This is a genomic window from Nonomuraea sp. NPDC048892 (assembly GCF_040649735.1).
GTDB classification, from domain to species: Bacteria; Actinomycetota; Actinomycetes; order Streptosporangiales; family Streptosporangiaceae; genus Nonomuraea; species Nonomuraea maheshkhaliensis.
This window is the reverse complement of record NZ_JBEZFZ010000041.1, coordinates 12,344-28,290: the sequence shown is the minus strand read 5'-3', so window position 1 is coordinate 28,290 and position 15,947 is coordinate 12,344. Positions and strand designations below refer to the sequence as shown.

Annotated in this window: 8 protein-coding genes; 7 read left to right on the top strand and 1 reads right to left on the bottom strand. The window is 67.3% G+C overall.

The genetic code is table 11. The annotated features are described in order from the left end of the window. Positions 1 to 5: 5 nt before the first annotated feature. The 5 genes from AB0C28_RS52465 (at position 6) to AB0C28_RS52445 (ending at position 6,525) form a co-directional block, all read left to right on the top strand. The gene (locus AB0C28_RS52465; RefSeq protein ID WP_358084537.1) at positions 6 to 179 is read left to right on the top strand and encodes an FxLD family lanthipeptide; all 174 of its coding nucleotides are present in this window, start codon (positions 6 to 8) and stop codon (positions 177 to 179) included. Between the two features lie 121 nt (positions 180 to 300). Continuing rightward, the gene (locus AB0C28_RS52460; RefSeq protein ID WP_358084535.1) at positions 301 to 3,303 is read left to right on the top strand and encodes a lantibiotic dehydratase; all 3,003 of its coding nucleotides are present in this window, start codon (positions 301 to 303) and stop codon (positions 3,301 to 3,303) included. Further along, a complete protein-coding gene (locus AB0C28_RS52455) occupies positions 3,300 to 4,439 on the top strand; it encodes a lanthionine synthetase C family protein (protein WP_358084532.1) in 1,140 nt (379 codons plus the stop codon). Before AB0C28_RS52460 ends, AB0C28_RS52455 begins: the two co-directional genes overlap by 4 nt. Positions 4,440 to 4,471: 32 nt before the next feature. Further along, positions 4,472 to 5,386 carry a thiopeptide-type bacteriocin biosynthesis protein gene (locus AB0C28_RS52450; protein WP_358084529.1) on the top strand — a complete coding sequence of 305 codons (915 nt, stop codon included), beginning with the start codon at positions 4,472 to 4,474 and terminating at the stop codon, positions 5,384 to 5,386. Then, the gene (locus AB0C28_RS52445; RefSeq protein ID WP_358084526.1) at positions 5,383 to 6,525 is read left to right on the top strand and encodes a hypothetical protein; all 1,143 of its coding nucleotides are present in this window, start codon (positions 5,383 to 5,385) and stop codon (positions 6,523 to 6,525) included. The genes AB0C28_RS52450 and AB0C28_RS52445 overlap by 4 nt, the downstream gene beginning before the upstream one ends. On the opposite strand, the gene AB0C28_RS52440 is transcribed toward AB0C28_RS52445, so the two are convergent. Further along, positions 6,522 to 7,073 carry a hypothetical protein gene (locus AB0C28_RS52440; RefSeq protein ID WP_358084523.1) on the bottom strand — a complete coding sequence of 184 codons (552 nt, stop codon included), beginning with the start codon at positions 7,071 to 7,073 and terminating at the stop codon, positions 6,522 to 6,524. The genes AB0C28_RS52445 and AB0C28_RS52440 overlap by 4 nt on opposite strands. 461 nt (positions 7,074 to 7,534) lie before the next feature. On the opposite strand from AB0C28_RS52440, the gene pglW reads away from it, so the two are divergent. Both pglW and pglX read left to right on the top strand, forming a co-directional pair. Continuing rightward, positions 7,535 to 12,337, top strand: coding sequence for a BREX system serine/threonine kinase PglW (pglW, locus tag AB0C28_RS52435; protein WP_358084520.1), 4,803 nt, complete (start codon positions 7,535 to 7,537; stop codon positions 12,335 to 12,337). Next, positions 12,334 to 15,915: a BREX-2 system adenine-specific DNA-methyltransferase PglX gene (gene pglX / locus AB0C28_RS52430; protein WP_358084517.1), complete on the top strand. Its 3,582-nt coding sequence runs from the start codon at positions 12,334 to 12,336 to the stop codon at positions 15,913 to 15,915. The genes pglW and pglX overlap by 4 nt, the downstream gene beginning before the upstream one ends. Positions 15,916 to 15,947 lie beyond the last annotated feature (32 nt).

The window sequence follows — 15,947 nt, the reverse complement described above, 5'->3', positions numbered from 1 at the left end:
AAGCAATGTCAATCGACACCATCGAGGCATCCAACGGGTTGCCTGCCGAGGAGTTCGAGCTCGACATGCGTGTGATCGAGGCAAGCATGCCGATGCCCGTGCTGGCCTGCGACACCAGCGACGGCTGCAACCCCTCGTGTGCGAGTTCCTGCGCCACCGCCGTCGCCGACCCGTTCTAACGACGGAGTAACCCCCGCTGTTGGCGCCTGCCCTTGGCGGCGCCGACAGCTCCATCCCCTGAGGCGGAGGATCATGAGATCAGCGCCGTTCTTCCAGCCCTCCGGCCCAGTAGTGACCCGGGTGAGTACCTACCCGGACGGGTTGGAAGCGCCCGATCACCTCAACAATGCCGACGCTCAGGCGGATGCCGATCGGCGGTGGCTGACCCAGACCTGGGCGCGTCCCGACGTCCGGGCAGCCCTGCGCCTGGCCAGCCCGTCCCTCGCCGGCCAGCTCGACATCGTCACCTCCGAAGAGGCGAGTGCCGAGCGGCTACGGCGGCTCACGCTGACGGTGGCGGCCTATCTGCTGCGCTGGCAGCGCCGCCCCGTCCCCTTCGGGCTGTTCGCCGGGATCGCACCAGTACACGTCGGAAACGCTACGAAGCCCTGCTTCGGCTCAGACCATCGGGTGGTGATGCGCGCCGACGGTCAGTGGCTCGCCACGCTCGTTGACCGGCTGGAGCGGCACCCCGAGCTCCTGGCCCGTCTGCCGGTGATGGCCAACAACACGTGCTTCCTACGTGGCGACCGGCTCATCATCCCCGGCCGACCCAGCGCCGGGCAGCCAGGTCCGCTGACCGAAATCTCGATCCGCCACATCCGGCCCGCACGGCTCGCTCTGAAGGCGGCAAACGCGCCGGTCCCGTTCGGACACCTCGCCGAGCAGCTCCACGCGGCATTCCAGAACGCCACGCTCACCGCGATCACCACCATGCTGGCCGACCTCGTCACGCAAGGATTTCTGCTGACCGCCCTGCGTCCACCCTCGACCGTCGTGGACGGCCTGCCGCATTTGATCGCCCAACTGCACGCCGTCGGCGAAGACCTTGCCGATATCGCGGACCTACTGAAGGATCTCGAAGGCATTCAGGACGAGCTCACCCGCCCTCCCGCGGGGGACCCGCTGGCGCACGCCGACATGGCCGCCGTCGCGGACCGGATGATCTCCGTCTGCAGCGGCACCGATACCGTGCTGGCCGCCGACACCGCGGTGGACGGGCGGATCAGCCTGCCGCGCACGGTGCTGGACGAGGCAGCCGCCGCCGCGTCGGTGCTGCTGCGCCTGACCACGCGCCCGTTCGGGCCGGAGGTCTGGCGGGACTTCCACCTCGCGTTCCGGGCCCGGTATGGACCGGGCGCTCTGGTGCCGGTGCGGGACCTGATCGCCGATTCAGGGCTCGGGCTTCCCGCCGGATTCCTCGGCGCGGCGCGGGAGCGGCCTCTGCGGCATCTGAGCGACCGCGACAGCACCCTGCTGGCGCTCATCCAGCAGGCCACGGTGGACGGCCGTCCAGAGATCACGCTGACCGAGCCGCTGATCCGACAGTTGACGGTCGGCGACCCCGCCGAGATGGTCGTCGCGCAGCGCGCCGAGTTGCCCTTCCAGGTGGACGCGGAATCGGCGGACGCGCTCGCCCGGGGTGCGTTCACTTTGTGGGTCACCGGCGCGCCGAGAACGAGCAGCAGCATGATCGGCCGATTCGCCCACCTGCTACCACAGGAGGAGCGCGACCTACTGGCGGCCTCCTTCGCGCCTGATGATGACGCGGTGGCGGCGCAGTTGTCCTTCCCGCCCCGCCGCAGGCACAACGAAAACGTCGTGCGCGTCCCGCAGCTCCTGCCCGCGGCTATTTCCCTGGCCGAGCATCCCGCCACCGGCACCGACCCGATCAGCGTGGACGACCTCGCCGTGACCGCCGACGCGACCCAGATGTACCTGATCCAGATGTCGACCGGCTGCCGCGTCATGCCCTGGGCCTTACACGCGCTGGAGGCGTCGCTACACACCCCGCCGCTGGTCCGGTTCCTCGCCGGAGTACCGCGTGCTCGCCACGCCGTCTACGGGCTGTTCGACTGGGGCGCGGCCCGCAAGCTGCCGCACCTGCCGCGGCTGCGCTACGGCCGTACGGTGCTGGCCCCGGCCCGCTGGATCCTCAACGCGTCCGACCTGGGCACGTCGCGCGACCCCGCGCAGGTGTGGGAGAAGCACCTCGAAGCGTGGCGTGACCGATGGTGCGTCCCCTCCTCGGTCGTGCTGTACCAGGAAGAAGCCCGGCTCCCGCTCGACCTCGACTCTCGTCTGGACCGGATCCTGCTGCGCAGCCGCCTCGACCGCGCCGGGCAGATCGAACTTCGCGAACACCCCTCCGGGAACTGGACCGGCCGGGCTTGTGAGTTCCTCGCCACGCTGACCGCCGCACCATCCACCCGCCGCCCTGCCCCGCCCGCTGTCCTGGAGCGACCCACCGCGATGCTGATGCCCGGCGCCGGCGACGTGATCCACGCGCAGTTACACGGTCACCCCGCCCGCTACGACGAGATCCTGACCGACCACCTGCCCCGACTCCTGGAAACCCTCGACCTCGATGGCTGGTGGTTCCGCCGCCACCGCGACACCCTCCGGCCCGACAGCATCCAAGAGCTGTGGCTCTACCTCCAGCTCGCCGACCCCAACCAGTACGGCGCAGCCGCCGCCCACCTGGCCGACTTCGCGAGCGATCTGCAAGCGCGGGGACTGCTCGCCCACCTGTCGCTCGCCGCCCACCAGCCGCAGACCGGCCGATACGGGCCCGGGACGGCGATGGCGGCGGCGCACCGGGTGGCCGCCGCCGACTCCGCTGCAGTGCTGACACAAATCACGATGGCCACGCTCACCGGGCTGCCCGGCCAGGCGATCGCTGCGGCGTCGATGGCCGATCTCGCCGCCGGCCTCGCCGCGTCCGACGAGGGGTACGGGTGGCTGGTCAACCAGCTCGACCGCACGTTCGGGGAGCTCGACCGGGCGCTGCGGGACACGACACTGCGCCTGGCCGACCCCGCCGACCACGATCAGGTCCTGCGCGGCCACCCGGGAGGCGTGGCGGCGGCCGACGCATGGACGGCGCGGCGGGCCGCGCTGAACGCCTACCGCGCCCAACTCGGCCGCCACCACCGTCTGCCCATCACCGTGCTGCGGTCCCTGCTGCACGACCATCACGTGCGCGCCCTCGGCGTCGACCCCGCCGTCGAGACCGTCACCAACCGTCTGGCCCGCGCCGCCGCCATGCACCGCCTGGCCCTCACCGAACGGACTACGCCATGACCACGCCACCCCATGCACCGGCGCAGTCGCTGGCCAGGGGTGTTGCCGGAACGGCGCTGCTGCACATCGAACGCGCCCACACGGGAGCGCAGTCATGGCGCGCTGTGCACACCTGGATTCAGGCTGCCACCCGCGACGACATCAGCGCGGCCGACGACGCCGGACTCTACTTCGGCGCCCCGGCCATCAGCTTCATCCTGCACGCCGCCCAGATCGGCCACGCCCGCCGCTATGACACCGCCGCTATCGACGGCTCCGTCACCCGGCTCGCTGAACGGCGGCTGGCACACGCGACCGCCCGCGTCGATCGGGGCGCGGCGGCGACGTTCGCGGAATACGACGTGTTCAATGGCCTGACCGGGATCGCCGCGCTGCTCATCCGCTACATCCCGGACGCCGACGTCCTGCCCTCGATCCTGTCCCACCTGGTACGGCTGACCCAGTCGGCCGACGACGGACTGCCCGGCTGGTGGGTCGGCCACGACCCCGGTCCAGCCTCACCCACCCCTGGCGGGCACGCCAACTTCGGCATGGCCCACGGCATCGCGGGCGTGCTCGCCCTGCTCTCCATAGCGTCGCGCGACGGCATCGCCGTGGACGGGCAGGCCGACGCCATCCAGCGCGTCTGTGACTGGCTGGACCAGTGGCGCCAGGACGGCGAGACCGGACCGTGGTGGCCGCAGTGGATCACCCGCTCGGAGCTGGAGACCGGCCACGTCCAGCAGAAGGAACCGCTACGCCCCTCATGGTGCTACAGCACTCCGGGGATCGCCCGCGCTCTCCAGTTGGCCGGCATCGCCCTCCACGACACAGCCCGCCAGCACATGGCCGAGCACGCCATGGCCGCCTGCCTCGCGGACCCCACCCAGCTCGGGCACCTCACCGAACCGGGGCTCTGTCACGGCGTCGCCGGCGTCTACCAGACCGCATGGCACGCGTCCCGTGACGCCCTCGGCCCTGGGATCACCGCCCGCCTTCCCGGGCTGGCCATCTTGCTCAACAAGCACGACGTAGCAGAGCGGTACTACGACGGCAGCCTGCTAGACGGATCCGCTGGCCTTGCTCTGGCCGTGCACACCTCCGCGTACAACACACCCCCGCACTCGGGATGGGACACATGCCTACTGATCACCTGACCGCTGTCCCGCCAAGTCGGCTAACCGATGCCGTGCTGGCGGTTCTGTCCGGCACCCCCGTAGCCGTGGCTGCGGCGGCGATCGACGCACAGCCCGGCGACCTCATCGACGCGATCGAGGTCTACCAGGGGGCCGGATGCGAGGCGCTGGAGGCCCGCAGCGCCGACCGTGCCTGGCACCAGGTTAACGCGGATTTCCCCGACACAGCCGATGCCGCAGCCGCTGCCATTGGCCAGCAACTGGACCGCCTTCACGAACTGGTCGACGCCTGGTGGTTCATCCGCAAGCAGCCCGGTCTGCGGCTACGGCTACGCCCACGCTCCGACCCCACCGCCATGAGAGCGGCAGTCAACGCCGCGCTGAACGACCTCGCCACCTCTGGGGTGATCACATGCTGGCGATCGGCCATCTACGAGCCGGAAACCGCCGCGTTCGGTGGCCCCACCGGCATGGACATCGCCCATGACCTGTTCTGTGCCGACAGCCGCCACATCGTCACCTACCTGCAGCAATCGGCGCCGGACGTAGGCCGCAAGGAGGTTTCGATGCTGCTTCTCGGCACCATGCTGAGCACCTGTCTGGACCGCTTTGAACGCGGCGACGTCTGGCACCGCGTCGCCGAACTACGCCCTCTGCCCACGCCCCCGCCTCCCGGCCAGGTGGAGGCGCTGGCTGACAAGATCCGCCCTCTGGTCGCCTCTCCTCTCAGCCCCACTACCCCTGCCGGGCCGCTCGCCTTTGCCGCACCTTGGTCAGACGACTTCCGCCAGGCTGGGCACTCCCTCTACGGGGCCGCCACCGCAGGGCGCCTTGCCCGGGGCATCCGCAACGTCTTCGTCCACCACGTGATCTTCCACTGGAACCGGCTCGGCCTGTCCGCAACCGCACAGGGCGTTCTCAGCCGTGCGGCGTGCGAAGCGCTCCTCCCGGCCGGGAGCCGGCCATGACGGCGGCCGACATCGCCCAGCTCGCACGCTGGTTCCCGCTGGTCGACCGGCCGCGCCCCACGTACCCGCCACTCGCCGAACGGGTGGCCGAGGTCCGTACCCTCGCCCGCGACATCGAGGACGCCGCCGACCCGCTTCTCAGCGCTGCCCGAGTGCTCAATCGGGCTGCCCTGATTGCCAGCGACTGTGGCCTGCCCGACCTGGCGTGGGAACTGTGCTGGCGGCAGATCGCCCCCTACTGCAACGCTGGCCGTCTCACCGTCCGGCAAGCCATGCACATGCTCGAACCCGTGGTGAACCTGGCACGGCTGCGCATCCGGGCAGGCGACGCCGAGACGGCTTGGGCCTCACTCAGCACCCTCTACCACGCCCTGAAGACCAACACTCTTGCCGTCATCGAGGGCCGGTCGCTGCCGACCCAGGACCTGACCGGCAGCCCGGAGGAGCAGCGGGAGCTGCGCATCTGGGCGTATCGCGTCTACCTGTCCGAAGGCACCCGCGCCCTCGTACGCCTCGACCGGTGGCGGGAAGCGCTCGCTCACGTCGAACAGAACAAGGGGATCGGCCTGCACCTGCTGGACGGCCGCCAGGTCAAGATCGTGAACGCCTGCCTCGCCGGGGATGCGGACGCCGCCCTGGCCGTGCTGGACGGCAGCACGATCACGCAGCCGTGGGAAGCCCAGGTTTCCGCGTGCCTGGAGGTGCTGTGCCGCCTCGTGGACAACCCGCACGCCGACCGGGAGACCGCTCTGATGGTCGAACGGTACCTCGCCGGTAGGCCTGAGCCTGGACACGCCGTCTTCCGCGCCCGTCTGGGCCTGGCCGTCGTCGATCTCACCACCTGCGCCGCCCCCGCCAGGGTCCACCCGGCGTACGCCCACGTCGTAGAAGACGCCCTCGACTCCGCAGACGGCTACGTGGCGCGGGAAGTGCTCGCCCACGACGGGTGCCGAGCGTTCCTCAACCACGCCGACGAGAAGGCGTTCACCTCCGCAGCGGAAGCCGCCGGGCTCGGGCACAGCGCCATCCCGGACCCGCTGATGGCGGATCTCCTCGCCGCCGTGGAGAGCAGCGAGACAGCGATAGAGCGCACCCTGGACACGCCCATGAGGGCCGGCAGCGGCCACGCGCCAGCTTAGGAGCCATCCCGGCCGTGGTTGCGAACCCGCATGTAGACCACGGCAGCCGCCCGGCACAAGCCCGAACCGGACGGCGCGGCCGTGGGACATCGCTGCTGTACCGCCGTCCCGCGGCCGCCCCCGCTCCTAAAGGCACCCCGGCAGGCAAGGACACCGCCATGGATCTCCCTCCCAGCCCCGACGGCGGCTTCTACGGCCGGGTGCCGCCGGACGGGTCGCCGCGCTGGCCGTGGGTCGCGAGGCTGCGGCGATCTCCTCGGCCGTCCCATGCGGCCCATGGGGATTGTGGCGGTCAGGGCGGTGCGGAGAGCCTGCGGGTCGTCAGCGGCGTCGACCTGCTCCTGGATCGGCGAGCGCAGTCGCTCCATCTGCTTGACGGTGAACTCGCCGGTGAGCATCCCGCGCAGGCGGATGTGTTCCGGGTCGTCCATCCGGATGAAGGCCTGGGCCACGTCCGGGCCGGAGGAGTTCGGGATCGGAAAGCCGGGCATGCGGTCGTCCGCGCTGAGCCGCTCCTCACGCCGCACCGCCTCGATCGTGCAGGCCATCCTCGCATTACCCCTTCTTGAGAGGGGCGTTACTCATGGTGACAAGGAGTCAATTGACCAACCCTCTCGAAACGGCCATAAAGGCACCTACTTCGCACTAGCTGTGAATTTAGGTTGAGCCCTATCTCGGCCAAGGCATGCATCTTAATCAGCAGGTGCCGTCTACACACAAAGCCTCGAACGCATCCATCTATTAGAACAATAGCACCCAATAGCTCAAGCATCCAGGGAATAGACAAGGCACATGAGCAGATTATCGTTCACATGTTCGCCTGCTGCTGCCCGTTTATCGCAACCAGCCTGCAAGGGCGGAAAGGATCGGGGAGTAGCAAACGAGCTTGACCATGAGGGTTCGGTGATACACCTCGCAATCCTGTTTAACGGGCACATGCGACTTCTAGGGCCATCACAGCCCCCGCTAGCGGCCGATCAGGATGCCCTGTCTCGTCGCTTCGGTCCATGTGAACGAGTTCCGCATCAACGGCGGAACTCCCGAACGCGCCAACAATCGCAAAGACTTGGCTCGCAACTATTGCCGTTGCTTTACCTTTGGGCGGACAATTCAGCTTCAGTTCAGCGACCGACAGGGCCCGATACGACAGCGGAGAGACTGCATGCTCGAAGGTCGGTGGACCACAGTCACTGAGTCCGAGTTTGACCATGAGCGCCGTGGCCTGGAGGTCATCCGTGAGAAGCTCCCGGACGCCGAGCCTTGGCGGGCCTGGTCGAACTTCACCTTCACTGCACACGCCGGGCACGTGCGTGAAGTCGACCTTCTCGTCGTCACTCCCGGCGGCGTGTGCATTGTCGAGCTGAAGGACTGGCGCGGCAGCCTCACCACCGAAAACGGCACTTGGGTGCAAACTACCAAGGATGGCCGCCGCATCCCCCATGGGAACCCCCTGCACCTGGTGAACAAGAAGGCCAAGGAACTGGGAGCGCTGCTGGGGCAGTACGGCAAGCGCGTGTGGGTGTCCGCTGCGGTCTGCTTCACCGACTCCTCGCTCAGGGTTCGCCTGCCCGCCCACGATCAGAACGGCGTCTACACGATCAACGGGCTCGTGGAAATGCTGCATCGGCCAGCGCACGACGACCGGCGGCGGATCACCCCGAGAGACTCCCGGGAGGTCAAAGCCGCCCTGGAGCAGGTGGGCATCCGCCGCAGTGACGCCGAGTACAAGGTCGGCCCGTACCTCCTGGAACGCAAGTCCTTCGACACCGGCCCCACCTGGGCTGACTATCTGGCCCGCCACAGCGAACTGCCCGAGGTGGCCCGGGTTCGCATTTACCTGCGTGAGCGTGGCTCGGACGCTTCGATCCGCACTTCGGTGGAGAACGCTGCCCGGCGTGAGGCGGCCGTACTACGCCGCTTTCACCATCCCGGCGTCGTCCAGTTGAAGCAGTATGACCCCTCAGGACACTCGGCCGGCCCTGCGCTGATCTTCGAGTACCGCCCTCAGACCCTGCGCCTGGATGACTACCTGGTTCAGCACGGCGACAAGATCGACATCCTCGGCCGAATGGCCCTGATCCGGCAACTGGCCGAGACGATGCGCTCGGCGCACTCTAGCCGCATCCATCACCGCGCGCTAGCCGCGCGATCCGTGCACGTGATTCCCCGCGACCGAGGCAGCGAGGGCAGGACCATCGGGGAGGAGGCTGCTTGGCGTGCCCCACACCTACAGATCTCCGACTGGCAGATCGCCACTCAACGCAACGGCAGTGGGCCATCGCAGGGCATGACGAGGTTCGCCCCGACAACTCTGTCAACAATCCACTTGGCCGACGACTCGGACGCGTACCTCGCCCCCGAGCTGACCGCGGTGAGCCCCGACCCCATCGCCCTCGACGTGTACGGGCTCGGCGTCCTCGCCTACCTGCTGGTGACAGGCAGGCCCCCGGCCACGAGCCAGGCCGAGCTGCTGGCGCGACTGGAGGCTGGGGAAGGACTGCGACCCAGCACGATCGTGGACGGCCTGTCGGAGGACATCGACGATCTGGTCCAGGCCGCGACCGCCTACCGACCGGCGCAGAGGCTCGCCACGGTCGACGAATTCCTGGAGATGCTGGAGTATGTCGAGGACGCGCTGACGGCCCCCGTCTCCGGCCCGGCCGACAACGACGCGATGGCGCAGGCCTCGGAGAAGGATCCGCTGGAGGCCGTGGCAGGCGACGTGCTGGCCGGTCGCTGGGAGGTACGGCGTCGTCTAGGAACCGGCTCGACGAGCCGCGCCTTTCTCGTCCGCGACCTGCGGGCGGACCCGGCGATGCGCGGTGCCCGCGCACTCTCCGTACTGAAGGTCGCCCTATCCGACAGCCGAGGCGAGGTCTTGGCCCGGGAAGCCGAAGTCATGGGACGGCTCCGCGCCGACTCCCGCATTATCCGGTTGGTCGAGCCGGAGCCGCTGGTCATCGGCGGCCGCACGGCTCTCGTCCTGGAATATGTCGGCGACGAGCGAGATCCAGAAGAGAACGGGGAATCCGCGGGCGGAACGCGCCGCCGCGAGGAGACCGTGGCGCGCCAGCTGCGCGAGCGCGGCCGACTCCAGGTTGACCAGCTGGATGCGTACGGCGACTACCTGTTCGGCGCGGTCGATTTCCTGGAGGGCGAGGGCGTCTGGCACCGCGACATCAAGCCGGACAACATCGCGATCCGCGTTCGCCCTAACCGCACCCGAGAATTGGTCCTGATCGACTTCTCGCTGGCCGGATACCCAGTGCAGGAGACGGATGCCGGGACGGATGGCTACCTCGACCCTTTCATCGGGACGCTGACCCGCTCCGTGTACGACGCCCACGCCGAGCGGTACGCCCTAGCTGTCACCCTTCACGAGATGTCCTCCGGAGAGCTGCCCATATGGGGCGACGGCAAGGTCTCCCCCCGCCAGACCGATCCCGAGGAGTGGCGGTTCCCCACGATCGCCGCTGACGCCTTCGACCCTGCGGTCCGCGACGGGCTCGTCGCGTTCTTCCGGAGGGCCCTGCACAGGGATGCTGGGCAACGATTCCGGGACCTCAGGCCCATGCGGGACGCCTGGAAGAAGATCTTTCTGGACATGGCGCAGACGGCACCGTCCGGCCCCCGCATATCCAGACACCCAGCGCTCGCCCCGGCCGAGCAGGCAAGCTCGGCGGAGGTCGTCCCGACGATTGAGAACGCCGAGCCGGAGTCCGCCGAGCAGCAGCGTGACCGGCTCGCTGCCGAGGTCTCCCGCGAAACACACCTGTCAGCCGCCGGCCTGACCCCGGCCGCCGAATCGTTCCTGTACGGCCTGAGCGTGACGACCGTGGGCGAGCTACTGGACTACAGCCAGCGCACCCTCGTTAACGCCCCTGGACTGGGCGCCAAGACGCGCAACGAGATCCAGCGCCGCCAGCGCGAGTGGGGTGAGCGGCTGCGCCAGGAGCCCCTCTCTCCGCTCACCCCCGAGGGCCGCCGCGCCGCGAAGGAAGAGCTGGAGAGGCTCAGCGCTGCGGAGTCCACCCTGGTGGACACCCTCGCTGTCGCCGCTGGCGCGGATGACCTTCCCCAGCGTGCCCTGCGCTCTGTCAGTCTCGACACCCTCGCTGCGCTGTTTGTGCCGGAGCTGAAGAAGAATGGGTCGAACCAGAACGAGGTCGAAATGGTGCGGCTGCTGCTGCGCCTGCCCGACGTACGGGGCGAGCTGCCCGGCATCGGCGTCTGGCCGAAGCAGAAAGATGTCGCCGACGCCCTCGGCCTGAGTCGTGGACGTATCCCGCAGATGCTAAAGGCACAGCGGACGCGATGGAAGAAGCTTCCGGCCGTGCAGGCGCTGCGGGAAGAGATTCTTTCACTGCTGTTCGCACTCGGCCGAGTCGCCTCTGCTGCTGAGATCGCGGACGCGCTGGCGGTACGGCGCGGCACCCGCTTGCAAGGGCGCGAGCAGCGGCGGACCCTGGCCCTGGCCGCCGTGCGGGCCGTCGTGGAGGTCGAGCAGCTCGCACCCGAGGAGAGCGCGTTCCGGCACACCGCCAACCGAGAAGCCGTGGATGAGGCGATGGGCGCGGGCCTACTTGCGCTGGAGGTCGGCGACGATGACGCCCCTGACACCCCCTCCGCTCCTGGTCTGCTCGAATACGCAAATCGCCTGGGTCGGGTGGCGGACCGCCTCGCAGAGCTCGACACGCTGCCGACCGCTACGACCGCACTGACCGAGCTAGGGGCGATCCCCCCTCCGTCGGGTGCGATCGAGTGGGACGAGCGCCGTATGGTCGAGCTCGCCGTTGCCGCCTCTCGGAACGCCGCCGCCACCCCGCGGCTGGAGATCTATCCCCGCGGCCTGGCGCTGGTGCGGGCTCTGCGGCTCACGCAGGCTGGTCTGGTACGGCTCATTCCTGGCGTGCCTGAGGGACGGCAGCCGGGCCTTACCACCGACGATGTTCACGAGCGAGTGCGCGCCCGCTTCCCCGAGCTGACGGACCGCCGAGGCGGGCATGACCTGCCGACCGGAGGTGCGCTGACCAAGGCCCTGCGGGACGCCGGGTTCGACCTTGCCCTGTCCACCCGGGAGGACACCGGGACCCTGCGCTATCTGCCCACACGCATGGACATCGCCTCCAGCTACCTCACCGTGCGCGCCTGGCGGCAGACCACGGCCAGCGCCGGCATCACTCGGTACGCCGACGATCCGCAGATCGCCAGTGCGGCCCACACGGAGGAACGGCTCGCTGCCTCGGCACGGCGAGACGGCTTCCGTGTGCTGACCGTACGCGCGGGACTGACCCGGGCAGCCGTCTCCGAGATCTCGGAAGCGTCCAGCAGGTTCGAGGCGCAGGAAGTCTCCGTGACCGAGCTGTTCCTCCAGGTCATGCATGAGCTGGTGCCGCCGGGCACGAGGCCCACCTGGGAGACAATCCTCCGCGCGGATGTCGCCGAGCCTGGCACACGGGCGGCGCTGAAGTTCGCCGAGTACGCCCGCACGGCCTGGGGCCGGATCGAACGCAACATTCAAGAGCTGCTGGAGACCGGCACCGGCCCGGTGCTGCTGACGGACGCCGGAGTGTTCGCCCGCTACGACGCAATGGGCGTGCTCGATCGGCTCGCGGCGGCAGCCCGACAGGGCAGGCGCGGCCTCTGGCTCCTCTGCCCGCAGGGCGACCCGGGGCGCGAGCCCCGGCTGGGCAGGGTCGCCGTGCCATACCAGGCGGGGTTGGGCGAGTGGATCGAACTATCGGACTCGTGGGTGAGCAATCAGCACCGAGCCGGCGTGAATGGCCAGAAGACAGCCGAAGGGGCGAGATGATCGACCGCAAAGCGCTGTTGAATGACTTGAAGCAGCAGGTCAAGGCGGTCGAGAACGACCTTGCCAAGCAGGCCAAGGGCCTGCCAGAGATCGGGACACGACTGCGCGCCGAGTACGAACAGGCGCGCACACTGGGCCGTACGGCGGCGACTTGGTCCTCCTGGCTCGACGAGCGCATCACCCAGATCGCAGTGGCCTGGGTGCTGGGCACGGTCTTCGTGCGCTTTTGCGAGGACAATCGGCTGATCCCTGAGCCGTACCTCACCGCGTCAGACGCCGAGCGCCGGGACCTAGCGCAGGCGCGGTACGAGGCGTATGTCGAGGACGACCTCGATCCCACGTATCGCGGCTGGTTGGAACGTGCCTTCTCGGAGCTGAGCGAGGGCCAAGCGGGCAAGCTGCTGTTCGACCGGGTGCACAACCCGCTCTTCCAGATCCCGCTCTCGCACGACGGCGCTCGCACGCTGGTGGAGTTCTGGCGGGAACGGGACGAGGCAGGCGTGCTCGTCCACGACTTCACCGACCCGCTGGACGACAGCGGCACGCAGGGCTGGGACACCCGCTTCCTCGGAGACCTTTACCAGGACCTGTCGGAGGCGGCGCGCAAGACGTACGCACTGTTGCAAACGCCGGAGTTCGTGGAGGAGTTCATCCTCGATCGAGCAATGGACCCTGCGGTGCGAGAGTTCGGCTTCGAAAAGCTGAAGATGATCGACCCGACCTGCGGATCGGGCCACTTCGTGTTGGGCGCATTCCGTCGGCTGGCACGACTCTGGGCCGACCGTCGGCCGGATGCCGACCGGTACGAGCGAGTGAAGGCGGCGTTGGATTCCGTCCACGGGGTGGACGTGAACCCGTTCGCGGTCGCGATCGCCCGGTTTCGTCTGCTGGTCGTTGCGATGTCGGCAGCAGGAATGCGAACGTTGGCGGACGCCGCTAAGTACGACTGGCCAATTCATCTCGCAATCGGCGACTCCCTCATAAGGGAGCGGCAGCTCGAGCTACCCCTGGGCGACGAAGTACCGCGCGACCCACTGGCGGAGTTCGCCTACTCAGTGGAGGACATACACGAGCACCCGGGCATCCTGGGGCGAGAGCGTTACCACGTAGTGGTCGGCAACCCGCCGTACATCACGGTCAAGGACAAGAAACTGAACGAGAAGTACCGGGAGCGCTACAACGCCTGTGCGGGAGCGTACGCACTTTCGGTGCCGTTCGCCCAGCTGTTCTACCAGCTGGCTAAGCAGGGTGATGCGGATGGGCGCGGCTACGGCATGGTTGGCCAGATCACGGCGAACTCCTTCATGAAGCGTGAGTTCGGGACGAAATTAATTGAGGAGTTCTTCGCGCACACTGTCGAGTTGACAGAGGTCATCGACACCTCGGGGGCGTACATACCGGGGCACGGCACGCCGACGGTTATTTTGATTGGTAGATGCCGCGCTGGTAGTGGCAGGTCGGAGGTCGTCCGCACAGTCCGGAACGTCCAGGGTGAGCCATCCGAGCCAGAGAATGGCGAGGACGGGCTAGTCTGGCGTGCCATTGTCAACCAGATAGACAAGCCGGGCTCGGTTAGCCATTGGGTGTCCGTAGACGACCTGGGACGCAAACGTTACTTTGGGAAACAGCCGTGGATTCTGGCAGATGGCGGCCTAGAGATGGTCGAACAGTTGGAGTCTCGGGCGCAGATGAGATTGTCAACAGCGATTGATGACATCGGCGCTGGAGCGGTAACTCGCGAAGACAACGTTTATATGGTCGGAGCTGGCGCGCTTCGCAGACATCGCATTCCGCGGAGCCAACAACGGCCACTTGTTGAAGGCTCCGAAGTTAGAGACTTCCTTATCTGGGATCCCGTGATGTCGCTTTGGCCTTATAGTGAAGCCGATCTTAGTGCGGCAGCGTCTCCAATGACCGAACCGTTTCTTTGGCCGTACCGTGCACATCTGAGGGGCCGCACGGCATTCGGGATGACCCAGTTGAAGCGTGGTCTCAATTGGTTCGAGTATTCGATGTTCTTCAAGAAGCGTTATCAGTTCCCGCTCTCGATAGCTTTTCCGTTCGTCTCAACTCACAACCATTTTAGCTTGGACAGAGGCGGCAAGGTATTTATCCGCACTGCGCCAGTGATCAAGTTGCGAGAGGGGGCGAGCATAGAAGAGCATCTCGGGCTACTCGGACTACTAAACAGCTCTGCTGCATGCTTCTGGCTCAAGATGGTGAGTCACAATAAGGGCAGCCAAGGGGTTAACGAAGGATTCAAGGCGCAGGAATGGGAACGCTTCTACGAATTCACTGGCACGAAACTACAGGAATTTCCACTCCCCGCTGAATACCCCACGGAAATCGCCACCATCCTAGACAACTTCGCTAGGGAGTTGGCCACCACAGGCCCTTCGGCTATCACTTGTACTGGACCTCCCACCGCTGCTGCTCTCCGTGATGCCAGAAAGGCTTGGCACTCCATCCGCGCCAAAATGATCTCCCTCCAGGAAGAGCTGGACTGGCAGGTCTATCATCTCTACGACCTCAGCCCGGAGGACCTGTGCGCCCCTGACAAGGCCCGCATTCCTGAACTGGCCCTTGGAGAGCGGACCTTCGAAATCGTGCTCGCCCGCAAGGTGGCCATGGGAGAGGCGTCCGACGAGTGGTTCAGGCGGCACGGATCAACGATGATCACAGAGATTCCGGCCCACTGGCCTGAGCCGTATAAGCAGGTCGTGCAAAGGCGCATCACAGCAATCGAGTCATCCCGGGCTATCAGGATGATTGAGCGGCCGGAGTACAAGAGGCGGTGGGCGACCGAGGGGTGGGACGCGCTCCAGGAAAAGGCGCTGCGGTCCTGGCTGCTGGAGCGGATCGAGAGGCGTGAGCACTGGTATGACGAGAGCGGGCAGCCCGCCATCCTCACGCTTGCTCAGTTCGTTGACACCCTCTCCCGTGACGAGGACTTCGTCTCCGTTGCCGGCCTCTACGCTCCGCGCCTGGAGTTGGCGGCCGTGGTTGCCGATTTGATGGCTGACCAGCACGTGCCGTTCCTTACGGCCCTCCGCTACAAGCCGTCCGGGCTGAAAAAGCGCGACGATTGGGAGCTCGTCTGGGAGCAGCAGCGTCAAGAAGACGCTGCCGAAAATGGGGCAACCAAGCGGAAGATCCAAGAGTCGATCCTGGTGCCGCCGAAGTACACCTCCGCTGACTTCGTGAAGCCGTCCTACTGGCGAGCGCGCGGGAAGCTCGACGTGCCGAAGGAGCGGTTCATCTCCTACTCCGCCCCCGACCTGTACGGCTGGGCTGGCTGGGATCATCGGGAGCAGGCACAGGCGCTCGCCACGTACTTCACCAACCATGCCCAGACCACCGAGGAGATCACGCCGCTCCTGGCGGGTTTGCTGGAACTGCAGCCGTGGTTGTACCAGTGGCACCACGAGTTCGACGCGATGTATAGCGGCTCCCCTGCTGAGTTCTTCGCAGCCTATCGGCAGCAGATTCAAGGCGAGCACGGGCTGACTGACGACGACCTGCGGAACTGGCGGCCAGTCGCGGTGGCCCGCAGGCGGCGTACTGCCAGCAAGAACTAACGGCACAGGTAGCGAAGGAGAACGAGACAGTC

Coding starts and splice junctions, on each gene's coding strand:
- AB0C28_RS52440 (WP_358084523.1), bottom strand. CDS start 7,073: ATGGCCTGCACGATCGAGGCGGTGCGGCGTGAGGAGCGGCTCAGCGCG.
- pglX (WP_358084517.1), top strand. CDS start 12,334: ATGATCGACCGCAAAGCGCTGTTGAATGACTTGAAGCAGCAGGTCAAG.
- AB0C28_RS52455 (WP_358084532.1), top strand. CDS start 3,300: ATGACCACGCCACCCCATGCACCGGCGCAGTCGCTGGCCAGGGGTGTT.
- AB0C28_RS52465 (WP_358084537.1), top strand. CDS start 6: ATGTCAATCGACACCATCGAGGCATCCAACGGGTTGCCTGCCGAGGAG.
- AB0C28_RS52445 (WP_358084526.1), top strand. CDS start 5,383: ATGACGGCGGCCGACATCGCCCAGCTCGCACGCTGGTTCCCGCTGGTC.